At 64.2% G+C, this 24,378-nt stretch carries 21 protein-coding genes and 1 pseudogene; 3 read left to right on the forward strand and 19 right to left on the reverse strand.

The window, feature by feature from the left end; translation table 11 throughout:
- Positions 1 to 29 precede the first annotated feature (29 nt).
- Entirely contained in the window at positions 30 to 1,175 is a 1,146-nt protein-coding gene (locus EDC02_RS37245) for a restriction endonuclease (RefSeq protein ID WP_123606770.1), read from the reverse strand.
- 529 nt (positions 1,176 to 1,704) lie between these two features.
- Between EDC02_RS37245 and EDC02_RS37250 the strand changes: the two genes are divergently transcribed.
- Positions 1,705 to 1,962: a type II toxin-antitoxin system Phd/YefM family antitoxin gene (locus EDC02_RS37250; protein WP_123606771.1), complete on the forward strand. Its 258-nt coding sequence runs from the start codon at positions 1,705 to 1,707 to the stop codon at positions 1,960 to 1,962.
- Positions 1,947 to 2,345: a type II toxin-antitoxin system VapC family toxin gene (locus EDC02_RS37255; RefSeq protein ID WP_123606772.1), complete on the forward strand. Its 399-nt coding sequence runs from the start codon at positions 1,947 to 1,949 to the stop codon at positions 2,343 to 2,345. Before EDC02_RS37250 ends, EDC02_RS37255 begins: the two co-directional genes overlap by 16 nt.
- Positions 2,346 to 3,071: 726 nt before the next feature.
- Here the strand turns inward: EDC02_RS37255 and EDC02_RS37265 are convergent.
- The 5 genes and pseudogenes from EDC02_RS37265 to EDC02_RS41145 form a co-directional block, all read right to left on the reverse strand.
- Positions 3,072 to 4,088 (reverse strand): annotated as a pseudogene (locus EDC02_RS37265) (transposase); the annotation flags it as partial.
- A 110-nt stretch (positions 4,089 to 4,198) separates the two neighbouring features.
- Positions 4,199 to 5,188, reverse strand: a complete 990-nt coding sequence (locus EDC02_RS37270; protein WP_123606773.1) for a tyrosine-type recombinase/integrase — start codon at positions 5,186 to 5,188, stop codon at positions 4,199 to 4,201.
- Positions 5,185 to 6,123, reverse strand: a complete 939-nt coding sequence (locus tag EDC02_RS37275; protein WP_123606774.1) for a tyrosine-type recombinase/integrase — start codon at positions 6,121 to 6,123, stop codon at positions 5,185 to 5,187. The genes EDC02_RS37270 and EDC02_RS37275 overlap by 4 nt, the downstream gene beginning before the upstream one ends.
- Positions 6,120 to 7,328 (reverse strand): tyrosine-type recombinase/integrase, encoded by a 1,209-nt coding sequence (locus tag EDC02_RS37280; RefSeq protein ID WP_158632435.1) that lies wholly within the window; start codon positions 7,326 to 7,328, stop codon positions 6,120 to 6,122. Before EDC02_RS37280 ends, EDC02_RS37275 begins: the two co-directional genes overlap by 4 nt.
- Before the next feature lie 181 nt (positions 7,329 to 7,509).
- Entirely contained in the window at positions 7,510 to 7,893 is a 384-nt protein-coding gene (locus EDC02_RS41145; protein ID WP_199758057.1) for a hypothetical protein, read from the reverse strand.
- Between the two features lie 378 nt (positions 7,894 to 8,271).
- Between EDC02_RS41145 and EDC02_RS37290 the strand changes: the two genes are divergently transcribed.
- Positions 8,272 to 9,384: a cysteine--1-D-myo-inosityl 2-amino-2-deoxy-alpha-D-glucopyranoside ligase gene (locus tag EDC02_RS37290; RefSeq protein WP_233606736.1), complete on the forward strand. Its 1,113-nt coding sequence runs from the start codon at positions 8,272 to 8,274 to the stop codon at positions 9,382 to 9,384.
- 288 nt (positions 9,385 to 9,672) lie between these two features.
- Here EDC02_RS37290 and cysS read toward each other — a convergent pair whose 3' ends face one another.
- The 13 genes from cysS to EDC02_RS39965 form a co-directional block, all read right to left on the reverse strand.
- Positions 9,673 to 11,241 carry a cysteine--tRNA ligase gene (gene cysS / locus EDC02_RS37295; protein ID WP_199758058.1) on the reverse strand — a complete coding sequence of 523 codons (1,569 nt, stop codon included), beginning with the start codon at positions 11,239 to 11,241 and terminating at the stop codon, positions 9,673 to 9,675.
- A gap of 68 nt (positions 11,242 to 11,309) precedes the next feature.
- Complete coding sequence (locus tag EDC02_RS37300; protein ID WP_123606777.1) at positions 11,310 to 12,902, reverse strand: amidohydrolase family protein; 1,593 nt, start codon at positions 12,900 to 12,902, stop codon at positions 11,310 to 11,312.
- Entirely contained in the window at positions 12,899 to 13,612 is a 714-nt protein-coding gene (locus tag EDC02_RS37305) for an SDR family NAD(P)-dependent oxidoreductase (protein WP_158632437.1), read from the reverse strand. Before EDC02_RS37305 ends, EDC02_RS37300 begins: the two co-directional genes overlap by 4 nt.
- A 35-nt stretch (positions 13,613 to 13,647) precedes the next feature.
- The gene (locus EDC02_RS37310) at positions 13,648 to 14,388 is read right to left on the reverse strand and encodes an HpcH/HpaI aldolase/citrate lyase family protein (protein ID WP_148083784.1); all 741 of its coding nucleotides are present in this window, start codon (positions 14,386 to 14,388) and stop codon (positions 13,648 to 13,650) included.
- The gene (locus EDC02_RS37315; protein WP_123606780.1) at positions 14,388 to 15,995 is read right to left on the reverse strand and encodes a thiamine pyrophosphate-dependent enzyme; all 1,608 of its coding nucleotides are present in this window, start codon (positions 15,993 to 15,995) and stop codon (positions 14,388 to 14,390) included. Before EDC02_RS37315 ends, EDC02_RS37310 begins: the two co-directional genes overlap by 1 nt.
- The gene (locus EDC02_RS37320) at positions 15,992 to 17,080 is read right to left on the reverse strand and encodes a mandelate racemase/muconate lactonizing enzyme family protein (protein ID WP_123606781.1); all 1,089 of its coding nucleotides are present in this window, start codon (positions 17,078 to 17,080) and stop codon (positions 15,992 to 15,994) included. The genes EDC02_RS37315 and EDC02_RS37320 overlap by 4 nt, the downstream gene beginning before the upstream one ends.
- On the reverse strand, positions 17,077 to 17,982 hold the full coding sequence (locus EDC02_RS37325) for a phytanoyl-CoA dioxygenase family protein (protein ID WP_148083785.1): 906 nt from the start codon (positions 17,980 to 17,982) through the stop codon (positions 17,077 to 17,079). Before EDC02_RS37325 ends, EDC02_RS37320 begins: the two co-directional genes overlap by 4 nt.
- Positions 17,957 to 18,853, reverse strand: coding sequence for a phytanoyl-CoA dioxygenase family protein (locus EDC02_RS37330; RefSeq protein WP_123606783.1), 897 nt, complete (start codon positions 18,851 to 18,853; stop codon positions 17,957 to 17,959). The genes EDC02_RS37325 and EDC02_RS37330 overlap by 26 nt, the downstream gene beginning before the upstream one ends.
- Positions 18,850 to 19,566: a hypothetical protein gene (locus tag EDC02_RS39960; RefSeq protein ID WP_148083786.1), complete on the reverse strand. Its 717-nt coding sequence runs from the start codon at positions 19,564 to 19,566 to the stop codon at positions 18,850 to 18,852. The genes EDC02_RS37330 and EDC02_RS39960 overlap by 4 nt, the downstream gene beginning before the upstream one ends.
- A complete protein-coding gene (locus tag EDC02_RS37335) occupies positions 19,563 to 20,555 on the reverse strand; it encodes a radical SAM protein (RefSeq protein ID WP_123606784.1) in 993 nt (330 codons plus the stop codon). The genes EDC02_RS39960 and EDC02_RS37335 overlap by 4 nt, the downstream gene beginning before the upstream one ends.
- The gene (locus tag EDC02_RS37340) at positions 20,552 to 21,325 is read right to left on the reverse strand and encodes a bifunctional 2-polyprenyl-6-hydroxyphenol methylase/3-demethylubiquinol 3-O-methyltransferase UbiG (protein ID WP_123606785.1); all 774 of its coding nucleotides are present in this window, start codon (positions 21,323 to 21,325) and stop codon (positions 20,552 to 20,554) included. The genes EDC02_RS37335 and EDC02_RS37340 overlap by 4 nt, the downstream gene beginning before the upstream one ends.
- On the reverse strand, positions 21,325 to 22,410 hold the full coding sequence (locus tag EDC02_RS37345; RefSeq protein ID WP_148083787.1) for a hypothetical protein: 1,086 nt from the start codon (positions 22,408 to 22,410) through the stop codon (positions 21,325 to 21,327). The genes EDC02_RS37340 and EDC02_RS37345 overlap by 1 nt, the downstream gene beginning before the upstream one ends.
- Positions 22,397 to 23,284, reverse strand: a complete 888-nt coding sequence (locus EDC02_RS39965; protein ID WP_148083788.1) for a hypothetical protein — start codon at positions 23,282 to 23,284, stop codon at positions 22,397 to 22,399. The genes EDC02_RS37345 and EDC02_RS39965 overlap by 14 nt, the downstream gene beginning before the upstream one ends.
- Between the last annotated feature and the right edge of the window lie 1,094 nt (positions 23,285 to 24,378).

A 24,378-nucleotide genomic window follows, 5' to 3' on the forward strand; every position in this document is an offset into this window, starting at 1 on the left:
CCAGCTTCACCCGTTCCGCAGGCCCAGGGTTATGCGCCACCTGGGCCACTGTGGCGGGTGGCGTCCTGGGCGGTTCGCCGTCGGATCTCCTTGACGCTGACCACGTCGCCGCTCACGGCATCGGTGGCCCGCCAGAATTCGAGACCGTCCGTTGAGAGCTTCGACTCCGGAGCATCGCTCCCGAGGGCCGCCACCTTGACCGCTTGGCCAGCAGCCGACAGTGAGGAGCAGACCTGCCCGCTGTAACGGACCCGGCCGTCCGGGAGCAACTCGCTACGATATGTCACGCCGAGATAGTTTCCGTGGAGAGTGCTTCCCGGTCGGAGTCGCCCAGCGGCGATCATGTCGCTCACCTTGACCCGGCGCTCTTGCTCGGTCACCGTCGGTCTGGTCGCCCGACTGGTGACCGTGGGCCTGCTGGTACCGGCAGCTCTCGGGGATGGAGCAGGTGAGGGGAGAGGAGCCGGCTCCTCTACGGTGCCCAATGGCGGGGCCTGCCGGCCACTGAGTCCAGGGAAGTCGAACGTGGCTTTCGCCCTGATCAGGCTTGCCCGGATCTCGTCGTCGGTGAACCGTGGTAGGCGTTGGCTCAGCGCAGCGACAAGCTCGGCCGCCGGATCAGCACTGCCGAACATGGCGCTCAGTTGAGTATCGACCTGGCGATCGACGAAGAACTCCTTCCATAGCTCATCGATCCGATTGTCTCGCATGTTGTCCCTGCTGAACAGGCTGAGTAGCGCCACTGCAGGCTCGGTATCGTCAATGCGTACGGCTCGGAACAGCTTTTGCTCGATGGGCACCGGGGCGTGTGCGTTGTAGATCCGCCACTCCCTGCCGTCGGTGAGGGCGACCCACTCGACTCCGGCTGCCGTGGCATAGGCGATCGTCTGGTTGGCCCACTTGGGAACATCGAGGTTCTGACCGAGGCCCTTCGCCTCGATGAAAAACTTCGGGGTCTTCCGCAACAACAGAGCGTAGTCGACCGGGTTGTCGGTGCCGTTGCGCCGGTACTCGTGAGAGACCTCATCAGGATCGCGCGGATCCCAACCAAGCGCCTCGATGATCGGGCTGATCAGGCTCGCCTTGGTGTCCTGCTCGCCAAGCCGGCTCCGGCTCGTTCGGAAGCGATCAAGCCGCTCACCGCACTGCTTGACGACATCTCGCAGTTCGAGCACTGCTTTACTCCCATCTGTCAGGCTGGCTCGACCGGCCGCAGCCTCTGTTGTGGACATTATCGGCGTGGCGAATCGGCGCCGATTCTCCCGCAAAGGGCCGGTCGAGTCGAGTGGCGTACCGCTCGGCCGATACCAGTAGGTGCAAAGGCCAACCGTCGATCAGCGGAGGTGATCTGCCTGACCTCGGTACCGGAAAGGTCATCCCGCCCGGTGTCCCTGCGTCATCGACCGGTCGTGGCGGTGGGTGTCCGCCGGAAAGGTTGGTTGAATTCGGTATATGAAGGGCAAACCGATTGATATTCTGCTAACGCCACCGCTCCCGTGGCAGGTCGGAGGTGCCCCGTGCGAACCGCGCCGACCACGATCGCCGGTGATCCACGGCCGCTGGCTTTGGCTCGCACGCCCGCGTCGGGCCGCAACCGATGGCCCCGACGAAGACCGGGCCTGCCACCCGCGATCTTGTCCGGTGCCGGCACCGGCAGCGCGGGCGTACGCAGCAACTGATCTGATTATCAGATAGACTGGGTCCATGCGAACCATCTCGGCCACAGAAGCCTCACGGAGATTCTCCGATCTCCTCGACTCCATCGAGCGCGGCGAGAGCGTCACCGTCACGCGGGGAAACCGCCCGATCGCTGAGATCCGTCCGGCGCACCGCCGCACCGGCAGGGACCTACGAGCAGCACTCGCCGACATGCCCGCGCCCGACGACCGCTTCGAGACGGATCTCGCCGACGCTCTCAGCTACGTGACGAGCGAACGGACGGATCCGTGGGCCGACGCCTGATCCTCGACACCAACGTCGTCATCGCCTACGAGCGCGGCACGCTCGACCGCGCTTCCCTCGACGAGGACGAACTGGCGATCGCCGCCATAACCGTCGCCGAGTACCGGGTCGGCATCGAAATGGCCGACACCGTCGCCCGCGCGGCAGACCGCGCCCGAGCCTTGGCCGCGATCGTCTCCGCAGTCGACGTGCTCGACTACACCGACGCCACGGCCGCTTACCACGCCAGACTCATCGCGCACGTACGACACGCCGGAACACCACGCGGCGCGCACGACCTGATCGTCGCCGCGCACGCCGCCGAGACCGGACGAATCATCCTCAGTCGCGATGCGAAAGCCCGCTTCGGCGATCTGCCCAACGTCCTGGCAGCGCAGCCCTGATGATTGACCACACCGCAATCGGTCATGAGCTGGGCTTCGTAGCTCATGATCCCTCCGTTTGGGTAGCCGTCTCGGGTGGACCGGAGGTTACGGCATACGAACCCCGTAACCGTCGCGACCGGCCCTGACCTGCGGCTGCCGGTAGCGCGTGAACGAACGGTCGGCCGGGCGTAGGGCTGCTCGTCGTGCCGCACGGGCGTGTGGCAGTAGGCACGACAGCAGCAGTCTCCCCCTCCGGGTTCATTCGAACGGCTGCCTCACCGCCACGCCGCAAGCATCGCCGCGGGCCAAACCAGCGGCCCTGCCGACTCCAGCCGCTCGCACGAGTAGCCGAGCAGCCGGTTCACGCTCATACCGAATGAGGTGCGACACGCCACCTGCTGCACGCCCTGCGCGAGTACGAACGCCACCACGACCCAGGTACTGACCTCATCACGGCCTCGCGAACGCCCGGCCACTGCGCCCGCTGCCCGAGCCGATCGCTGAACCGCCTGCGCATCCACCGACACGACCGACTCAGCGGCCTCCTCCACGAATCTCGAGAAACGCCGCCTGACCAGTACAGGCGGGATTCTCGGCACCCTCACCGTTTGAGGATGTCGAGTTCCTCGTGCAGCCGGCGGTTCTCCCGCCACAGCCGCGCCAACTCGCCCCCGTTCGTCGCCGGTCAACCCGGCGGTACGGGTGCCGGCGTCGAGGTCGGCCTACTACGGCAGCCGCCATTTGCTAGTTGACCAGGGCGTATTCGTGGTTGAGGCGGGTGCGTTTGTGGTGCCAGCGGGCGCGGGCCTGGTGGCGTCGTCGCCAGGTGAGCCAGTTGAGGGCGTGGTCGGGTGGTTGTGGGTGGTGGAGTGCGTTGGCGAGGAGTCGTCCGATCTCGGGCACGGTCAGTGGGATCAGTCCGGGTTCGGCCGGTGGTGGCTGGTCGGGTGTGGTCGGTGGGGGTGCCTGGCTGTCGGTGCGGTGGCGTAGCTGTGCGGCGGTGACCGCGCAGACCGCGAGGGCGGCCATGACCAGCACGGTGTGCCGGGCGATCGCGTCGTGCAGGCGTGCCTGGCACTGGTCCAGGCCGAAGTGGTCCTTGCCGAACTCGAAGCATTCCTCGACCGGCCACCGCAGGCCGGCGGCGCGGACCAGCCGCGACACGACCGCCGGCTGCCCCTCGGGCACGAAGCAGTAGTGGAACGCCAGTTCACCGGTGGCCAGGTGACGGCGTACGAGGAGATGGTGTCGGGGTGAGGCGGTGGCGATCCACGCCCACGCGTACCAGCGGTGTCCCTTCGACCCCGCGCCGGCCGAGCGGACCTGCCAGCCCCGACCGGCCCCACCGACCAGCAGGTCAACGGCTTGCGCGCAGGTCAGCCGGTCACCGGACGGCGTCCGGACCATGAATGTCGAGGCGACCCGCAGCACGTACGCCTGCCCGCGGGCTTCGAGGAACTCCCTCAGTTCGGTGCAGTTGCCGTACACCTCGTCACCGCAGATCACGTCGAAGGTCAGCTCGTCGGCGTACGCCTGGGTGCACAGGTCGATCGCGAGTTGGCCCTTCGTGCGGAACTCCGTGTCCGCCGGCAGCCCCGTCCGTCCGGCGGTGGCCGGGTCGGTGATCTGCTCGGCGGGGATCCACTGCCGGGCGGCGATCAGGGCGTGGCCGGTCCGTTCCCGCACGTAGGCCAGGTGCACGGTGTTGATGCCGTTGGCGACCCGACCGGCGCAGCCCATGTACTGCCGTTTCACCCCGGCCGTCGCCGTGCCTTATGTCGAGCCGACGGTTATGCCGTGGTCGGTGCGGATGCCGTGTCGTTCGGTGGTTGTCTGGTTTCGACCGCGGCATAACCGTTGGAGGATCGGGGTCAGAGCTGTTCGAGGAAGGCGAGTAGATCGTCGCTGGCCTGGTAGCGGGTGGGGTCGGTGTTCGGCGGGGTGGTCCGGGCGATGGCTTGTTCTTTGAGTGCCATGTCGGCGTGCAGGTAGATGCGGGTCGTGGCCGGGGTTTCGTGGCCGAGCCAGAGCGCGATGACGGTGATGTCGACGCCGGCGTGGAGCAGGTTCATCGCTGCGGTGTGTCGCAGGGTGTGCGGGGTGATGTGCTTGGTCTGTAGCGACGGGCAGATGCGTGCTGCGGCGGCTGCGTGCTTGGCGACGAGGCAGGAGACAGCGTCGTGGGACAGCCGGGTGCCGCGACGGGTCGTGAACAGGGGGTCGGTGTCGGCGTGCCGGCGTGTGGTGAGCCAGCTTGTCAGGATGCTGACGGTGTGGGCGGTCAGCGGGGTGCAGCGGTCCTTGCGGCCCTTTCCCCGGCAGCGGACATGCGCGCCGGCACCGAGTTGGAGGTCACGGAAGGTGAGCGCGGTCAGCTCTGCGACGCGTAGTCCGGTCTGGGCGGTCAACGTGAGTAGGGCATGATCTCGGCAGCCGTGCCAGGTGGTGGTGTCGGGGGCGGTCAGCAGTGCGTCGAGTTCGGCGGGGTTGAGGAAGCTGACGATCGTCGTGGTGGTCCGTTTGGTCTGGATGGCCAGGACCCGGGCGATCAGGTCGGCGTGTTCAGGTGCACGCAGGCTGGCGTAGCGGAACAGGGAGTGGATCGCGGCCAGCCGGGTGTTACGGGTGGCGACGGTGTTGCCGCGTGTCGTTTCGAGGTGGTGCAGGAATTCGCCGATGGTGACGGCGTCCAGGTCGGTCAGGTCGAGTCGGGCGGGGAGTTTCCCGGTCTGCTGGTGGACGTGTGTGAGTAGCAGCCGCAGGGTGTCGCGGTAGGAGGTGATGGTGTGCGGGCTGGCGTCGTACTGGGTCATCAGCCGGTCGGTGAAGAACGCCTGTAGCAGCGGTGCGAGCGCGGTCACGGCCTGGTCACCTCGCCGTGGTTCGGCGGGGCTGCCGCGTCGAGGCGTCGCGCGGCCAGAGCCAGCAGTTGCGGGGTGGCTTGCAGATACCAGTAGGTGGCTTCCGGGCTGTTGTGGCCGAGGAACGCCGAGAGCACCGGAAGCCGGGCCGACACGTCGAGGTCGGCGGAGTACCAGTCGATCAGGACGTCGACCGCGAACGTGTGCCTCAGATCGTGGATGCGGGGACGACGGCGCCCGGGCCGGGTGTGGATGTCAGCGGCGGCCAGGAGCCTGGTGAAGATCTGGTGCACGCCGCGATACTGGACGCGCCGTCCGGTGCCGGTGAGGAAGAACCCGGGCGAGACCGGGGTGAGGCATAGCCGGTCGCGGCGGACGGCGTAGGCGGCGAGCATCCGCGCCGTGGTGGGGTGCAGTGGGACCAGACGGGTCTGATCGTTCTTGCCGGTCACCGTCACCGCCGCCGCGTGCGGGTCGATGTCGTCACGGTTGAGGGCGAGGGCTTCACCGACGCGCACGCCGCTGGCTGCCAGCAGGCTTATCAGGGCCTGCATCGTGGCCGCCGGCAGCGGCGCGGCGATTGTGCCCGCAGCGTGCACCAACGCCGCGACCTCCTCGCCCGAGTAGTGGTAAGGAGTCGGTTGATGCGCCCGGCCGGGCAGCAGCCCAGGCGGTGGGACCTGGCAGTCCGGGTCGAACGCGGCCAGGTATCGGGCGAAGCCGCGCACTATCGCCAGGCGCTGCCGCTTGCGCGCGGCGGTGATGTCGTCGGGCTCGCTCGCCCATGCCACCGCCGCCGCGACGGTGACGGTCGGCTGGCCGGTCCGGTCGAGCCGGTCGGCGAACTCCAGTAGCGACCGGCCATCGCCGCGCAACGTGAATCCCAGGGTGCGACGCATCGCCAGGTACTGCTCTGCCCGGGCGCGGATGCTCATCGTGGCGCTCCTTGCGGACAGGGCCTGGCCAACTCGGCCAGCCGGGCCTGGTCCAACCGTGCATAGATCGCGGTGGTCCGCTGCTGGGCGTGCCGCAGCAACTGCCCGATCTCCTCCATCGACGCGCCGGCCGCGAGCAGATCGCAGGCTGCCGCGTGCCGCATCCCGTGCGGCCCGAACCGGGGCACCCCGGCCCGGGCGCACGCAGCACCGACCAGCACGGTCACCGACGAGGTCGCCAACCCGGTGAACGGCGCCTTCACCGTGATGAACACGTTCCGCGCGGCGGTGGCCGGCCTGGCGTGCAGCAGGTAATCGGCGATCGCCGCGCCGACATCAGCCGGCAACGGCAGCACATCGACCCGGCCGCCCTTGCCTCGAACGATCAACTCGCCCGCCCGCCAGTCGATGTCGGCCAACTCCAGCCGGGCCAACGTCAGCAGGACCGCGTAGTCCCGACGGCCGACCGCGCTGCCTCGATCGCAGCCGGCCAGCACAGTCCGGACCTGTGCACGGGCGGCCGCCCGTGGCCGGACCAGGTTCCGAGGCCTGCCCCGACCGGCCGGAACCGCACCGGACAACCCGAGCGGAACACGCCCGGCCAGGTGCAGGAACCGCAGCAGCGACCGCAACGCGGGCAACGTCACCATGTCCAACGCCGTACTACGCCTCCGTGTGCTCCAATCCCGCACGAAGTCGATGACCTGCCCGGCCGACAGGCCCGGCAGCGTCTCCTCCAACGACCCAGGCAGCCCGGTCAAGAACGTCCGAGCGCATCGCAGGTAGTGCCTCACCGTGCCCGCGGCCAACCCACGCTCGTCTTCCAGGTACCGGCGGTACTCGCTCAACAACACATCCAGCGGCGTGACCGCGGCCATCACCGCCGCTGGCGGCGGGACCACTCCCAGCCTGCGCAGATACCCCAGCACCGGCGCCAACGCCCGGTCACCCACCCGAGTCCGGACACCAGCAGACCGGCACTGCTGCTGAAACTCCCGCACGACCCCGCTGGTCAACTCGCCCGCAACGAGACCACACTCGACCAGCCAGCAGCTCAGACCCGCCAACCGGTGCACATGATCAACGATGGTGTCCGGCGAGAACCCCTGCCTCGCCAAGTCCTCGCGCAACCCGTCGGCGAACGGCGCGAGCGGTCCCTGCACCACGATTCGACGGCGATGCCGTCCCACATCCTTCGCGTCCATGATCTTCTCCTGTCTGTCGATGGACCACATCGACCAGACACGAGAAACCCGCAACCCCGACGGACAACCGTTGCGTAATGCCGCACCACGACCGAGGACACAGCACTCTGACCAGCACTGATCAGAGGCGACACGACATAACCGTCAGCTCGACATAAGGCACGTAATGCCGAGTTCGGCATTAGGTGCCGTGCTTCGGCTGTCCGGTCTCGTCCAACGCCCCGACCGCCAGCCCACGCCGCCGCCGGACGGCCGCCGCCGCGTTCAACCCGGCGGCCGCGTACCGCCGCACCCGGCTCGCCACGCCCTCGGTATCCCACACCGCCCGGTTCAACAACCGCTGGGTCCGGTCCGGCGTGGCGTCCCCGACGTGCTCGGCGATGGTCCAGCCGTTGCGTTTCGGCATCCTGCTGACCAGCGCCGACACGTACCGGCCGGCGTGCCGCCACGTCCGCGTCTGGACGAAACACGACCGCACCTGCTCCAACAGCTTGCCCCGTGCGCGCACCGCCCGGTCAGCCGCTACCCTGGCAGCAGCAGCCGCCTTCGATCTTGTAGTTCTCACAAACACATGATCAACAAGGCGGCTGCGTCCATGTTGCACCACCCCAGCCGACGCGTCCTACCTGGTCACAGCCCTAATGGCGGCTGCCGTACTACTTGACCCACTCGCGCGGCGCGGTCTCGGTCAGGCCGAAGTCCCTCGCGCCTCGTGACCTTGCGGGAGCTGCCGGAACTGCCTCGCGCCGTCGCGTCGCCAGGAGCGGATGCAGGGCGGCCCATGGCAGATGGCCACAGCGGCTATGGTCTCTGGTATGGCGTTCGAGGCGCTCTCGACCGTCAAACCCGACTCCTGCCCCAACACGCGCGAGAAGGACAAACCACGTTGAGACTGTACTGTACGAAGCAAGGGCGTGACATCGAAGTCGCGATCTCGGATCACATGTCGCTCTACGTCTGTGGCGTAACTCCCTATGATTCTGCTCACACAGGTCACCTCGCTATGGCCGCAACGTACGACGTCATCGCTCGGCGGCTGCGCAGCCTCGGCGCACGGGTGCGTGTCGTTCGCAATATCACCGATGTCGACGATCCGCTGTTGCCCCGCGCTGCACGGCTCAACATTCCTTACTGGGATCTTGTTGAGCAGGAAGTCTCGCAGTGGAACGCGGACATCCGGCGGCTAAATCTTACGAGTGACGTCGAGCCGAGAGCTTCGCAGCACATCGACCATATGGTATCGGCCATCGAGGAAATGTCCGCAGCCGGCCGCACCTACGAGATTGAGGGCACGATCTACTTCCGAATTTCCCCCGACTCACGATTTGGTGAGGTTTCCCACTTCGACCGCGCCCGGATGGTCGAAACCTCACGAGAACGGGGTGGCGACCCGGATCGAGCTGGAAAGGAAGACCCTCTTGACTTCATTCTGTGGCAACCCTCCCGTCCCGGCGAGCCGCAATATGACGCGCCGTTCGGCCGGGGACGTCCCGGGTGGCACATCGGCTGTTCCGTTATGTCGCGGGAACACTGTGGAATGCGAGTCGACATTCACGGCGGCGGGGCGGACCTTATTTTCCCGCACCACGAGTGCGAAGCCGCTCAGGACCGAAGCATGCAGCACAGCACCGACGTCGGTATCTGGTTCCATTCCGCCCTGCTCGACTACAAAGGCGAGAAGATGTCGAAGTCGCGCGGAAACATCGTGCTAGCTCGGGACCTGCTCGCTAGGTACAACAGCATGACAGTCCGTCTCGCGACGCTCAGCCACTACACACCGCGAGGTGGTGGGGAGTGGCAGGATCACTACGCCGATGAGGCGGCGGAACGGCTCGCGAAGTGGACCCGCGCCGCAGAATCGCAGTACGGACCAGATCCGAGGCGTGTCGAGGCGGAATTCTACTCCAGGCTCGACAACAACGTAGAACTTGGCGAAGCGGTCGCCGTCGCGGACGAGCTCGTTGATCAAACCTTGACCTACGGCGGTAGCGACTCTCGCACACCTCGTGTGATCCGCGATTTCATGGCCGTTCTCGGACTAGAGCGATCGCGTTAGAGTCGACTCGATCAAGCAGGGAGGGCTGCGGGCTCGGCCCGCGCGTTTGACCGTTTGACTCGCGTTGACTCATTTAGTGCGCAACCTCGAACCTACGGACGATGTTCATCTATCCGCATCGCCGTTGCTCTGCCGGCACCTTCTGGCACCAGTGCATGCGCGACAACCAATGGCCGGAAGGGGTCCATTAGTGCACACTTGCGGCCGTGGCGCGACGAATCCACAGGTCAGCGAACCGCAAGCCATTAAGATAGTGATCTTGAGGCAGGCCAGGTCTGACGCGCCGGCCTATTCGCGAATCTGCCAAGACCAGGTGGTGGGTAGGGTGTTCGTGCCGTCCTGCACCAACACGCCGGCCTCAGCCAGTTGGTTGCGGATCTCATCGGCACGCTGCCACTCCTTCGCCATACGCGCCTGCTGCCGGGCGGCCACCAAGGCTTCTACCTCAGCGTTATCGAAAGGCGCGTTGGCAGGCCTTATGACGAGGTCGTGCGGGTCGAGGGTGAGCAGTTTCAGCCCGAGCACGAGGTCGAAGGAGCCGACAACCTTCAACGCCTGCAGGGCTGGGATCTCGGGGTCGGCCAGCACGGCTGCCAACACAGCCAAGGCCTTGGGCGTTCCCAAATCATCACTGATAGCCTCGCCAAACTCTCGGAGAGCCGCCGTGGCGGCGACACCGAGACCTTCCTCGTAGACACTGCGCAAATAGCTAAAGGATCCGCCGGTGGTGAAGTCGGCCTCCCGGGCAAGTTCCCTCAGGTATGTTCCCTCGTCGCCGGCTTCCCGGATAAGATTCACCGTGCGCCGCACTGTACGTTCGAGTGTCACCCGAGCAGCGACGACGGCTTCCATCGAGAACTCGACCTGCGACCGGTAGTGGGCTTGGAGCAGGAAGTGCCGATAGACGAGCGGATGGACTCCACAGTCGACAAGTGAGGAGAGCCGCCAAAAGTTGCCGGAGCTCTTCGACATCTTCTTGTCTTTCATGATCAAAAATTCTGAGTGCATCCAAATGTTCGACCCTGGTTGAGAGTCGGACAGGTACGCCTGGTTCTGAGCCATTTCGTTTGGGTGGTGTACCTGGCGATGGTCGATACCACCGGTGTGTATATCGAATGGTCCAGCGAGATACTTCAGGCTCATCACAGAGCACTCGATGTGCCAACCGGGAAACCCTCTTCCCCAAGGGCTGTCCCATTCCATCAACCGTGAACCGCCTGGGGGCGACAGGCGCCAGAGGCTGAAGTCCCAAGGCTGTCGCTTTTCCGGATCGGCTGCGACTCGAGCACCGGCGAGCTGGGCCTCGAGGTCGAGTGCGCCGAGCTGTCCGTAGTTACTGACCTTGCTCGTGTCGAAGTACAAGCCGTCCTTGAGGTGGTAGGTGTATCCTCGAAGCTCGAGTGCCTTGATGAAGTCGATCATCTCTTGGATATGCTGGGTCGCGCGCGGAAACATCGCGGCCGGGCGGACGTTCAGGCTTTCGAGGTCATCAAAGAAAACCTGCGTATATCTTTGGGTAATCTCGAAGGCTGAGCGGTTGGCAGACCGGGCTGCCAGTTCGACTTTGTCGTCGCCCTCGTCGGCATCACTGGTCAGATGTCCGACGTCGGTGATGTTGATGATCTGGGTTACGTCGAATCCGCTCCATTGCAGCGTCCGCCTCAGCGCGTCCGCGAACAGGTACGCCCGCAAGTTGCCGATATGCGCGTAGTTGTAGACAGTCGGACCGCAAGTATACATACGGACGGCGTTGTCGTGCATCGGGTCAAGGTCGTCCAGCCTCCGATGCAGGCTGTTGAAGAGCCGAACCGGCATCTTGGGGCCTTCGTACGCGTCTTCTGCTTCGGCACCACGCATGGATGGAGTATAGGTCGGTTGACCGGCGGCACGTCGTGAGGCGGCCTCATACTGGAGGCGCAGCCTAGTCAATTGCTGATGACGGAGCCTGGGTGCCTGCCCTCCAAGACCTTTCCTGATCTCCAGACGACCGTGCCGTTAACAAGCACGAGGTCGACACCGTCGGCCGGTCTGTCGGGGTGCCCGTAGGTTGCCCGTTCATGAAGGCCGCCCGGTCCGATGACGACGATGTCCGCGGCCAAGCCCGGAACGAGTCGACCGCGTCGGCCCAGTCCGTACGTAGCGGCAGGGTTCGCGGCAGCGTGCCGTGCGAGGAGCTGATAGCCACGTTCGGGGCCCTGGCTCAGGTAGTGACGGGCTAGTCTGGGGAAGGTGCCGCTCCCGCGTGGGTGGGGAAGCTGACCGAGGAAGATCCCGTCCGAGCCGGCCGCGTAGCGCTCGTGATCGACGATCCAACGCAAGTGTTCGTCGGTCAGGGCCGGACGTTCTCGATGACCTCCGACAACCATGTTTGCGTCGACTATGAGATCCATGACCCAGTCCTGCGGGGCTCGTCGGCACCGCGCTGCAGCCGCAGTGATGGACAGGCCAACATCGTCGGCATATGCGGGTGGCACGTAGCCGAGAACCACGCTGTCGAGGACCTCGGTCCGCATGGTGGGTGCTGATCTAAGCTCTGCGCGAAGGGCCGGCTCTCGAAGCCGTGCGACGGTGGCGTCTGGTCCTCCGGCCTGGAACGGCTTTGGCAGCAACAACGCCGCAAGGGCGGTGCTGGACCGGCGGTAGGGGTACATGTCGTGGCTGAGGTACACGCCGCCCTCGTCGGCTGCCTGGTACGCGGCTACGATGTCGTCCGGGCTGCCCCAGAGGTGGCTGGCGTGTACCCGGACGGCTGCGTTCCGGCCTACCCGGATCAGTTCAGTCAGTCCGGCCCGCGCACCAGGGCCGTTGCCTCGCATGTGCGAGACGTAGGGGCGACCGGCTTCAGAAAGGGGATGTGCCAAATCCGTCATCTCGTCCACGTCGCCGTAGGCACTCGGTAGATAGTCGAAGCCGCTCGACATGCCTACAGCGCCGTCGGCTAGGCAGTTCTCGACCTGGCTACGTGCCGCAGCTTGTTGGCGTCGGCTGAGTCGACCGGGATCCACGCCGCCGACGTTGTAACGGATGGTGCCGTGGGAAGCGAGAACGGCGACGTTCTGGCTCAGCCGATCGCTGACATGCCGGGCAAACTCCGCTACCGACATCGCGTGATCGGAAGGAATAGGGCCGTTCACTGCGGCGAAGTACCGGTTAAGGTAGTCGATGGTTCGGCGCTCGGCGCCGATCCAGGACATCCCGTCCTGACCGACAACGAGTGTCGTGACACCCTGTGACAAAGCCGCATCGACTCGGCCGTCCGTCAAGAGGCAGGTTTCGGCGTGGATATGGGCATCGATGAACCCGGGGCACAGCACGGTGCCTGGGTTCAGCGTCAAAGTGTCATGATCGCCGACACCGGGGTCGCCGAGACCGATCCATCGAATGAGGGGACCGTCGATGAGAATGTCCGCTCGGCGAGTCCGCGTCCCTACGCCGTCGGCGACCAAGCCGCCCCGCAGGAGCAGCTGGCGGTGCCCGCGTCGATCCGTCGGCGTCGCCTCGGACGGGTCGGAGTTCATAGTCGGATTCCCATCAGCGCCTGTCCGCTGTCGGCTCGAAAGAGCTCACCTGTGATGTTACGGGCGTCCGCAGAGAGCAGGAAGCGGACGAGCTCGGCGGCGGCCTCGGGTTGTCCGAGCCCGAGTGGCAACGTCGCTTCGGCGTGCGCGAACATGGACTCGCGTCGTTCAGCGGTCTTGGCGACCGCGTCGATGAAGCCTGACCGGACCGCGCCCGGCGCGATGGCATTGACCCGGATCCGCCGGGGGATCCATTGCCGTGCGAGTCCGATGGTGAACGCGTTGACTGCGGCCTTCGATGCGGCGTAGGCAAGCGCGTCGCCACGGGGGACCAACGATTGATCCGAGGACATGTTCACCACGCTCGAGGAGCCGTCCTCACTGAGAGAGGTGGCGAATGCTCCCAGCACCCGCACCATGCTGTGCAGGTTCGTGTCGAAGACCGTCTGCCACTCCTTGACATCCTCCTCCTCCAGCCGCAGTCCAAGCCGAGGCGGCAGCATCCCGACCCCGTTGTACAAGTGATGGATGGTTGGCGTCTCGGCAATGATGATCTCGCGTGCCGAGGCAACCTCGGCGTCGGACGACACGTCGCATGAGATGAAGCCGCGGTCGGTGCACGGACGTCTGTCGAGGCGCCATACCTGGGCACCCTCGTCTTCAAGCCCTGCAGCGACCGCCGCCCCGATGCCGCCTCCGGCGGCGGTCACTACACATACCTTACCGACGAAGCGATCGCTGCGCGTCATGCTGCGGACCAAGCCGTGTCGAACGCTGCGCGCTGTTTCCGGGCTCCGTTCATGAGTATCGTTGCATCGAGCCCTATTGCCACCCGATCGAATCCCATCCGCTTCAACTCAACTGCTGTCCCCACGTCCTCGCTGAAGACTCCGCTGGTCAGTCCCCGGGCAGCGCAGGCGGTCAGGGTCGACTCAAGCCAACGGCGTACCAGCGGGTCGTGCAGTGGGTTGTCCAAGTGCCCGCCTAGAGTAAGGACGAGGTCAGCGAGACCGACGAACAGGCCGGTGACGGGCTCCCTCGCGATGTCGTCCAGTGCCTCGAACGCCGGTGGCGACTCCAGCATGACGATGCATTCGGTGTGGGCTGCCGCGGCTGCCACGTATCCGTCACGAAGGTAGCGAGCACGCGTCGGCCCGATCGATCGTGCACCTCGCGGCGGATAGAATGCCGCAGCGCTCGCCCTTCGCGCCTGCTCTGGTGTCTCCACGTTGGCGATCAGCACGCCGTGCGCGCCGGCATCAAGGACGCGCGTGACCAGCGCGTCGTCTCCGACGGGGATCCGGACTAGTGCGGGGATCCCGATAGCCGCGACAGCCTGCAGGCCCGCGAGGCAATCGGTGAATCCGCCCATGCCGTGTTGGAGGTCGACACAAAGCCAGCCGAACGCGCCACTGCGGGCCACCAGTTCCGTGACGAGCGGAGAACCGAGCGCACAGAAACAACCAAGGGTATCCTGCACGATCATCACTTCCTACCGTAGGAGCCGACGTTGAAGATGCTCGCGAGTCCGGAAGCGGGACCGATGGATACGTCGACCACCAACGGCCTGTCCTGCCGGAGTTCCCGTCGCAAGACGTCGCTCAACTGGTTTGGTGACGATACGCGTCGGGCGGCGATCCCGAACGACTCGGCGAGGAGAACGAAGTCGGGATTTACCAGCTCGCTGTAGCCGGCTGCTTCGGCATGCCGGGAGGCCAGCGCCACTTCGCCATACGCTCCATCGTTGAAGACGATGACGGTGACGCCGAGCCGTTCCTTCGCCATCGTAGCGAGCTCGGGCAGGCCGAACGCGAAGCCGCCGTCTCCGACGACGCATGCAACCTGGCGGGCCGGAGCAGCGAGTTTCGCACCGATCGCCAACGGGAGGGCCGAGCCCAGCGTACCCTGCATTCCGGCCGTGGGCAGGATGCGTCCGCTACGAAGCGGCAGGGCGTACATGGCGTGATACGCGATCTGGGTGGAGTCCAGCGTCACAACAGCATCGTCTGCGAGCGTGTCGTGTAATACGCGGGTGTATTCGGCTTGTAGTGGCACGGCTGCCAATGCGTCTGTGCAGGCATGACGAAGTGCCCCCAACGCATCGTCGTCCCATCCTGCGGCCTGGGGGCTGCTTGTGAGACCAAGTAGGGACCGGGTGATGTCTGCGGCGTCACCCGTCAATCCGACTGTCGCTCGGTGCGGTACTAATTGCCGTCGCGGGTCGGCGTCGATGCGGATTACGGGACGAGGATCCGCCTTGTGGCGGCCGGAGCCGTAGATCGAGGCGAGACGCGTGCCGACGGCGATCACCAGGTCGCATGCCTCCCACAGCGGTCTGAGTGCGGTGGGCGGGAAAGCCCGCTCCTCGTGATCGAGCGTGGGGCAACGCCCGTTGACAGTGGGAACGATCGGTGCGTTGAGGCGGTCGGCAAGCCGCACAATCTCCCTGGCCGCCCCTCGTGCACCACCGCCGGCGACGACCAGTGGTCGGCACGAGTTCTCGAGCAACTTGCCGGCACCATCGACGTCGACATGCACCCGGGGCGGGGCCTCGGCCCGGGCGGGTGACTGTTGGACGCCCGCGTCCATGACGCTTACGTCGATGGGTACCTCGAGTAACGCAGGGCGGTGTGGTGCGGCGATCGTAGCAGCGAGGAGCGCATTGACTCGCTCAGCGGCGACGTCGGCAGGGCGGAGAGTGTGCCATCCGCTCAGGAGGTCGCCATGACGGAGGACAGGCGGCGCTTCGTGAAGCAATCCAAGTCCGAGACCGTCATAAGGGCTCGCGATGGCACCCGCGACGCAGAGGAACGGCACGGACATCGCGGTAGCGGTCGCCAGGACCGGCGCCAGGCTTAGCAGACCCGGGCCTGGGATGGTAAGGCAGCAAGCGACCTGATTGGAGATGCGAGCATGCCCGAGAGCCATCATGCCGCTGCCTTGTTCAGTTCGACACGTCACCAGCCTCAGCGCGGAGTGGGCAGCCACACTCCTACACAGCTCATCGATGTGCGCGCCGGGTACGCAAAAAACGCTTTCGATGCCGGCCTTCGCCAATGTGTCGGTAATTGCGTCCGCGATGATAGCGGTCATAGGCTCGCAGCCTCCAATGCCGACGCCCTCACATGCAGGCCGAGACCCGGTTCGTCGGTCAACTGCCACGCGCCGTCCACAATCCTGGGCGGTTCATCGAGAAGCATCTCCAGCTCCGGCTGCTCTCCGAGGTATTCCTGTGGGCGCAGAGTGAACGGCCAGATCGACATGACAGTAAGGCTGGCCACCAAGCCCACCGTAGCCTGGTTCTGATGCGGCACGATCGTCTTGCCAAGGATGTCGGCAAGGTACAGGATTTTCCGCAACTCCGTGATACCACCACACTTCAGGACATCGGGCTGCAGTATGTCAACTCCACCGCGGAGGGCCAGATCACGGAACTGCCATCGGCTGTACTCTTGCTCACCGGCAGCTATCGGAACCGAAACCGCTCGCGCCACCTCCGCAAGGCCGGCGAAGTCATGGTGCGCAATAGGCTCCTCGAAGTGGAACAACCGGAGATCCGCCGTTCGGTTACCCTGAGCGATGGCCGTCTTCGGACTGTACCCGTTGTTCGCATCGAACCCCAGGCCTGCTTCTGGGCCGACCTGTGCTCGGACGGCACGAAGGACTTCAATATCACGGTCCGGATCGACGTCGATGCGATGCTCGCCCCAATGGGTGCGAACCTTGAACGCGGTGAAGCCTCGTTCCTGGAAGGCACGCACCTCGGCGAGATACTCGTCGAGTTCACGATCGGCGGCCCCGCCGATGCTCGCATAAAGCGGAATCCGCCGGTGATGCGCACCACCGAGCATTCGATGAACGGGAATCCCACGGAGCTTTCCGACCAGATCCCACAGTGCGATGTCCACCCCCGATATGGCTGCCATGTAGGGGCCCTTGTCGCCTTGGCGCGGGGTGAGCTTCCGATAACAAAGATGCCATAGGCGATCGATGTCTTCGCAGTTTTGTCCGAGTAGCGCGGAGGCGAGGCCCTCGTTCACGACATCGGCGATCAGTCGCGTCGCCCAGTCTGCCCGGTTAGGGTAACACTCGCCGAATCCGGAGACTTGGCCGGCCTCAACCTCCACCCAGACCGCGTGACTTGTCAGCGGATAGGCCCGGACCCTCGTGATCTTCATCGGCAGTCATCCAGTGGACCGACCGGATATCCGTGATCAGCCATCCAATCCGCCAGCGGAAGGTCGCGAGCGGTCGGGGAGGAGAAGGCGTAGCCGCTGCTGGTCACGCCCAGAAGTTGTCGGCGAACGGACGATGCAGCTTCGAGGTACATCGAGACCGTCATGTCGTCGCGAGGCCTCAACCAGCGATAGCCGTATCCGTAGAAGAGAACCATTCTGGCGTGATTTGAAAAGTTGGGGGACGACGAGTGCACGACCCTGCGGTCGAAGACGATGATGTCGCCAGCCCGGGCGAGGATCTGTCGGCTGTTGGCGGGCTCAGTGCCGTTTAATGGCAACGGCTCAGAACGCAAATGGCTTCCTGGGATAAGCGCCATGTTGCCCATTCCAGGCTTATCGAGATCGGTCAGGAACACCCCCACCTTCAAGGACAGCCGGGGCTGTGGGTGGGAGCCGAGTTCATCGTTGATGCGACCGCCGTCACGATGCCAACGCCAGTAGTCCGCCGGCTCACTGACCGTGGCCGCAGTGCTGGCCCCCTCATTGTGCGTCTGAAGGAAGTGCTGCCGCATAGGAAACACAGCGTTGGCGAGCGACGGCGCCACGCACCAGTGCGTGTGGAAGAGGAAGGTGTTGGCTCCGAGAATCCCTGTGACAAGGGGGATGATCCGGGGGTCGTCGACCAGATCCACCAGGCGCGGATCGAGCGAGAGGAAGTCGAGGACCAGGGCACGTTCGTCAGGATCTGCGCCAGATCGTTGCCGCAGCCGTGCCGTGTGCTCCGCTATGACCCCTTTGAGGTACGTCGCCTCTGCCTCATCGAGGACACCGGGCAACGTGACGTAACCATCGCGAGCGAACTGCGCGAGGTGCATTTCAAGCGTTTCGTGCGACAGGCTCATCTGCACTTCCCTTCCAGCTACTGGACCAGGTCTCGAGGGGAACGTCCTCCGGCGTGGGCAAATGGTGCCCGATGGTCGTCGTCTTGGAGCCGAAGAGCTGCTGCCGTACGGGGCTCATGGCCGCGAGCTTCTCGACGTCGATGTCCGTGTAGTCCTGCGGCCGGAGCCAGCGAAAGCCGTAGCAGTAGAACAGCGACACCCGGGGCCGTAGGCTGATGTTGGGTGCGCCGGCATGCCACAGCCGCTGTTCAAACAGCAGTACATCTCCGGGCTCGGCCAGGACTTCAACCGCCCCGAATGGCTGATTCGTGGCGCTGTCGAACGCTGGTTCACCGATCAGCCGGTGGCTTCCCGGTACCACCCGCATGGCCCCTTGCCCGGATCCGGTGAGCGGTGTCAGCCACACGGCAGCCTTGACGGCCAGCCTGGGATGCGGCTCGGCCATGTCGATCGAGGAGACGCCCAGATCGCGGTGCCAGCCCAGCCGGGTCCGGGCCAGCTCCTCAGCGGAGAGCCCTTCGGTATGAGCGCGGACGACGGCATGCGTGCCGAGTAATGCGACACGGGGTCCAAGAATCTGGACCACGGGAACGAGGATCTCGGCGGCGTCAACCAGGTTGGCGAAGACGTCAGACGCCATCGCGACGTTCCGATAATCTGCGCTCTGTTGCGCTTGCGGCGTGCAGGCGCCGTCGTGGAAGGCGGACCACCAGCGTCGCGTGTCCGCTGCCGTCGATGCGCGGGCACCGAGCTCAGCGACCGCTGCGAGCAGCGCCTGCACCTTGTCCGCCGGGAACACTTGAGGCACATGCACGTAGCCCTGTGTCTCAAAGTCGTTGAGCTGCTCGTCAGTGAGCATCGGAGCCTTCATCCGTTCCCTCCATCTGCGAGTCTTGCCCGGTTCGTGGACGCGTTAAGGGAACTACCTGCGAGCCACGGATCGATGACGTCGATGAGGGAAGCCACGCGGGCGTTGAGGGACTGGAGGTCCGTTTCCCAGAACGGCCGGTGAGGGGGTTCATCTGACACCAGAAGCAGACTGAGCACCCGGATGCCGCAGATGTTGGCGGTCTCGTAGACGTGGCTGGTCTCCATGTCGACGACGTCAGCTTGTTCGGCTAGAGACGCGGTGGACGCCCAAGACTCCGTCAGCGACCCGATGGTAGCCCCTGTTACGATGTCGAGACTGGGCGGCGACTCGAGCGAGCAGTCATAGGCTTGGCCGTCGCTCCATACACGACCGACGCTAATCCACTTTCCGACCGCAGCCGGTGGGCGTAGCCCACCGGCAAGTCCGAGAAAGATGACCTGGCTTCCGGTAGGCAAGTTGAAGATCGCGTCCGTAATTGCGCGACCCTGTGGTCCCTGCACGATCGGAACGTCGCGAACCAGCCCGGACGGCCAGAGGCCGGAGCCACGATCAGGTCCTGATAGGGCTGATAAGACGCTGCCGAGAGGGGTCAGTATCAGCCGATTCACGTTCTCGTCGAGGCCCAGGAACTTGGACCTGAAGGTAGCCGCGCCGGAAGGCGGAAGGCTGGGCCTGACGGCGCTCAGACCGGACGCATGCAGCGTCGGCATCATCGTGACACCGTTCCGGGAGCGGTCCCGGGTCTGCGAAGCCGCTTGCGGAGGCTGGATTCGGCGAGCACCGGGATGGGACAGCCCTGCTGCCCCGTGTACGCGCCGACTACCGGCTGCAGCTTGTCGAGGCAAGAGAGCAGTGACTCCTGGCGCAGATTCCCGAGCGAGAACGCAGGATCGAGCTTGTACATCCAGGAGCACGGGCTCACGTCGCCGTTCGGCGAGATGTGCAGCAGTTGCTGCCCAGCGATGCAGTGCCTGGGATTGTCAGTGCCGTCCAGCCCATGCTGGATCTCCAGCGTCCCCGAGTACTCCTGACCTGCAGCCCTGATGGCATTCTGAATCGTATCGGTCATCGACGACATGGAAACAAGGTCCGCCGATCCACGCGCCGACCCCGCAGGGATGATCGTATGCAGCGCTACGGTTTTTACTCCAGCGTGTACGGCGAACTCGCAAAATCTCGGGATGGATTGGTAGTTTGTGGGAGTAATCATGTGGCTCAGCCGGACGGCGAGGCCCGCTTCCACGCAACGACGAATCCCCAATTCGGCTTTAGCGAATGCGCCCAGGCCCCGAATGGAGTCATGGGTGTCCGCGTCGTAGCCGTCGACGCTGATGGTGATGGACCGGACCATCGCGGCCTTGAACGCCGCGACATGGTTGTCGCTGATGAAGGTCCCGTTGGTGGCGACGTAAACGGCGAGGTCCTTCATCGCGCCGGCTGCAAGTAGCAGCTCGATGAAGTCCCTACGAGCCAGAGGCTCTCCCCCAGTGATGTAGAGCTCTCGGACATCGGCGGCGTGGAGTTCACTCAGCGCGGCGAGGGCTGCTCCCGTAGAGAGGTCGTCCTTGCGGCTGACCGCAGGACTGGAACCGGTGCAGCAGTGCTTGCAAGCGAGGTTGCAGAACCTTGTCAGCTCCCACAGGACGAGACGGCCCTTCTGAGGCGGGCGGAACCTGCAGGATTCGTTGACGATCGAGCTCATACGTCTGCTACTCCTAAATGGAGGAAACCGAGTCCGAGCCCACGGTTCATGGTCCGCGGGAGCAGGGGGTGGATGCAGGAACTGTTGGAGACGCGAGCTCCACGCAACCCGGCGGCCCGCAACACACGGCGCAAGGTGCGGGCGGAGTAGTACCGTTCGGTTCCTTTCCCCCCTCGCCCCCAGATTCCGAGGAGGTAGGGATTGAAAAAGTTCGGCACGCCCACGACGACGCGGCGCTCCGCATGCTGAGCCATCGCGGCGACGACCTCGCTCGCGGAATCGATCGGGATCTCCTCGATGACCCCGCAGTTGTGGACGAGTTCGCAGCAAAAAGTACGGTCCAACTCTAGGAAGTCAGCACGGACGTATGACACAGTCCCGACGAAGGTGAACTCCCGACGAAGGCGTTGCTCGAGGACCTTGGCATAGTCGAGAGCGGCGGCACTCCGGTCGACAATCGTCGCGTCGGCACCCTGAGCGGCGAGCAGGATCGACAGGACTGCCGTTCCGCACCCCATCTCGAGCGCACTGGACGGGGTCCCGGACAGTCGCGTGAAGTCTTCAAGTAGCAGCTCGTAGTAGCTACGTGACGATGGCGAGTCCCAGTCAGTCTTCCCCGTCTCATCGAAGACCCTCATCTTGTCGGCGAAGAGGTTGTTCCAAAACACGCCCTCGTCGGGGTGCTTCTTGAGTAGACGATCGAAGGTCTGCGTGACAGCCGCCTCCGTAACACGTTCGAGGTTCTCCAGCAATCGTTTTCTGATGGTCATCAAAATTTCCGCAGTGTTGCTACGAGGCCCTCGACTGCGGCAGCGTCAATCGAACGCGAGGAGAATGTCAGCCGGATGCCACCGGCGCCGCCAGGGGTGTTCCTCCGAATCCTGGACGCTCCCATAAGATGACTCCGATAGCCATGGTCTTCAAGATGATGAAACAACCTTCCCGGATCGGGCGTAGTGAGCAAGACCATGTTGGTATTCGACTCATAAACCTCCACATCGACGAAAGGCTGCTGTCGGGCTGAAGCGATGAACAGCGCGGTTAACCTTCCGCTGACGACCAGACTTCCATGATCGAATCCATTGTCCGCCGGTCCCGTGAAGTTCGCCATCCAATGAGGCAACATCGGGTTGTAGGAAACCGATACCGGTTCGTCGAAGTTCGCGTAGCCGATTTCTGCGCGACGCGGGAAGATGGATTCGATGATCGGCGCACTTACGCCCGTGTGCAATGTGACGGCCATGCCGGAGAATCCATGCAGCCACTTGTTGTGATCGAAGACGTATACGAAGTCCTCAACGTCGAGCTTTTGCTCGAAAGCCGCCCGAACATCCGCTATATCTCTGACCGTGCAGTGGTTCCCAACACCGTGCGCTCCGTCGACAACTATTGTGAACCTTGCCCGAGCCAGGGATGGATCGCCGGCCAGCGTGTCCACCACATCGCTCACAATGTCTCGACCGGATATATAGTCGACATGACTCACCAGGAGGAACATTTGCGGTGCGATAGGCCCATTTGGGGTAACGGTCCGCGTAAACGGACACACCCATGCCGCCAGCCTGTTGCCAGATCGATGCAACAGGCTGAGCACAGCGGGAAACTCACACGTCGTCGACACGAAGGACTTCGGAAGGGTCGGCAACATCGCACCGATTGAACTCGTGATGGTGAATCCGAAAAGCGTCTCCATGTCACCGCCGGCTTCGTCGACAAGTCTCTCAGCGTATTGCTGTTGCAACTCTTCGGCTCTGCTGACATATTCCAGCGACCCGGCTTCCTGCTGGCGCCATAGTTCGTACATGGTACCGCTATCGGTAAGCCTGGTCGCAAAGATGACATCAAAGAAGTGCATGGTTCCCTCCCGCATGTCGGGCGACCGCCGCACCGAGAGGTGAAGCCGCAATAAGTGGCGCATGGCGCTTGGCAAAGTCGTCGAGTCTGGAAAACATACCGCTGTTCGCCGTATGCCGATCCGGGATTGAATGCCATGCGACAGCGTCATGGGGACGTGACTTACTCATCTTGAAGCGAGGATCGCGCGCCGCGACCAACGGCGCCAGGATATACGTAAAGGTGGGGAGGCATACGACGAGATTCAGATCGGCCCATCGCTTGAAGATCTCATCACGATACAACCGATAGATAAATTCTACATGCTTAACTTCATCGTATCCGTATATTGCACAAACACTTGAGCCGGATTTGCGGCTCAGAAATGCAGGAGTAAGCACCATCGGACAAATGCTCAGCAGGTCGGATTGTCTGATATCGCCATATACTTCCTCTACAATTTCATGGCGCTTGCGCAGAAGCCAGCCAAACAGACAACACGAAGCATAAATTAATTCGGCGTCGTGCAGCCTGGAATGAACTTTTATGCCAGACTGTCGCAGCATTCTCTCGATCGCGACCGCGTTTCGGTGAGCATCTTTCGCTGGCACTTCTCGGCTCAGTCCACTTTCGATCTCGTTGATAGACACAGTGAACCGCCCACCACGACTTTCCGCAACGCTTCCCGCAGCGGCGAAACAGTATAGGTGGCCCAAGTGCAGCGGACCGGTTACGTCAGTTCCCGCGAAGTAGACTGAACACGCTCCTGCGACCGCAAGATCATCGCGACCGCCGACGAACACCTTCTGAATCGGATCAGAGTCGAGCGGCAATGTCGGTAGGTATTCGAAGGCACCGGGATCAATTCGGTTCACCCATGGGTCGACCTCAATCACCAAGACTCCCCCTTATGTTAAATCGCCTCCTCAGCCCTCGCCGGGTCGAGCAAATCCTGGGGGGCCTTGAGTGGACCTACGGTCTGACACATTTGCTGATTGATTTGCTGCTCGTCAATCGGTTCAGCTACCAGGTACGACGTGAAACCGGGCTACATTGACGATAACTCTCGCCGAGGCAAGGACTCGCGTCAAGGCCAATCACCCTGTGTAGTCACGGCCGGTGACGGTGATATGGACTGTCAAGCTGATTGCTCTGGTGGAGAACGGTGGAGACATCGTCCTTTGTGGTCCGCGCCGCTGCACGTACCAACCTGTACGCCAACACCGCGCGGTGGCTCCCGCATTCCCTGGTTGGCTAGCAAATGGCGGCTGCCGTACTAGGCAGCGGGACAGCCAGCAGATAGCGTCGTCGAGAGCTATGGTCATGGGCGTCATCCCTGGCTCGCTGCCTCGGTCGCGGTCTCAGGGCCATTGCGTTCTCGGTTGGCGTGGCCTTGACCAGGTGTTGGCGGCACGAGTGGCCACCTTGGGCCGGTAGGCACGGCACCTGCAGTGTCGAATCCCTTCCAGGTGACGGCCTTCTGCTCCGGTCCCGGCTCCGGACGTCCGCTCTGTGAGCCGCCCGTGGCGGCGAAACGGCAGGTCAACCGCCGTCGGCCAAGAACGCAGTGGCCCTGGTCGCGGTCTTCCGCCTGTCGGATCAGGGGTTAAGGTCGCTGGGTTGGTTGCGTGCGCCTGCACGAGGATGGTGGACAGTTGTCGCGCACCTGGTGCCGCATGCATCAACCCACTCGTGGGGAGGCTGCCGCAGTTCCCATCTGGGCCGCAGGACTGCGGGCGGGCTGCTGTCGCCGGGTCATCGTCGTCGATCACTGTTCAACCCGTCCGAGTATCGGGAGAGACTCCTCTGCCGCCGCGAGCACACCGATCTCGTAAGTCGTGCGCCAGCGGGTACACCCGGACGATGACCGCGGCGGGCAGGCCGGGCGACGGGTTCGCATCGACTCTCGCACGACGGCGTACCCGCCGAAATGTTGATCAGCGACTGTGGCTCCAGGTGTTGCATCTGTGTCTGTCGCGCGGTTCGTCAG

Origin of the sequence: Micromonospora sp. Llam0, assembly GCF_003751085.1 — a bacterium.
Taxonomy (GTDB): Bacteria; Actinomycetota; Actinomycetes; order Mycobacteriales; family Micromonosporaceae; genus Micromonospora_E.

Coding starts and splice junctions, on each gene's coding strand:
- EDC02_RS37300 (WP_123606777.1), bottom strand. CDS start 12,902: ATGAACTCCGACCCGTCCGAGGCGACGCCGACGGATCGACGCGGGCAC.
- EDC02_RS37280 (WP_158632435.1), bottom strand. CDS start 7,328: ATGGACGCGAAGGATGTGGGACGGCATCGCCGTCGAATCGTGGTGCAG.
- EDC02_RS37345 (WP_148083787.1), bottom strand. CDS start 22,410: ATGCACTTCTTTGATGTCATCTTTGCGACCAGGCTTACCGATAGCGGT.
- EDC02_RS37325 (WP_148083785.1), bottom strand. CDS start 17,982: ATGAGCCTGTCGCACGAAACGCTTGAAATGCACCTCGCGCAGTTCGCT.
- EDC02_RS37310 (WP_148083784.1), bottom strand. CDS start 14,388: ATGATCGTGCAGGATACCCTTGGTTGTTTCTGTGCGCTCGGTTCTCCG.
- EDC02_RS37330 (WP_123606783.1), bottom strand. CDS start 18,853: ATGAAGGCTCCGATGCTCACTGACGAGCAGCTCAACGACTTTGAGACA.
- EDC02_RS39960 (WP_148083786.1), bottom strand. CDS start 19,566: ATGATGCCGACGCTGCATGCGTCCGGTCTGAGCGCCGTCAGGCCCAGC.
- EDC02_RS37275 (WP_123606774.1), bottom strand. CDS start 6,123: ATGAGCATCCGCGCCCGGGCAGAGCAGTACCTGGCGATGCGTCGCACC.
- EDC02_RS37335 (WP_123606784.1), bottom strand. CDS start 20,555: ATGAGCTCGATCGTCAACGAATCCTGCAGGTTCCGCCCGCCTCAGAAG.
- EDC02_RS37340 (WP_123606785.1), bottom strand. CDS start 21,325: ATGACCATCAGAAAACGATTGCTGGAGAACCTCGAACGTGTTACGGAG.
- EDC02_RS37250 (WP_123606771.1), top strand. CDS start 1,705: ATGCGAACCATCTCGGCCACAGAAGCCTCACGGAGATTCTCCGATCTC.
- cysS (WP_199758058.1), bottom strand. CDS start 11,241: ATGCGTGGTGCCGAAGCAGAAGACGCGTACGAAGGCCCCAAGATGCCG.
- EDC02_RS37320 (WP_123606781.1), bottom strand. CDS start 17,080: ATGAAGATCACGAGGGTCCGGGCCTATCCGCTGACAAGTCACGCGGTC.
- EDC02_RS37290 (WP_233606736.1), top strand. CDS start 8,272: ATGTCGCTCTACGTCTGTGGCGTAACTCCCTATGATTCTGCTCACACA.
- EDC02_RS37315 (WP_123606780.1), bottom strand. CDS start 15,995: ATGACCGCTATCATCGCGGACGCAATTACCGACACATTGGCGAAGGCC.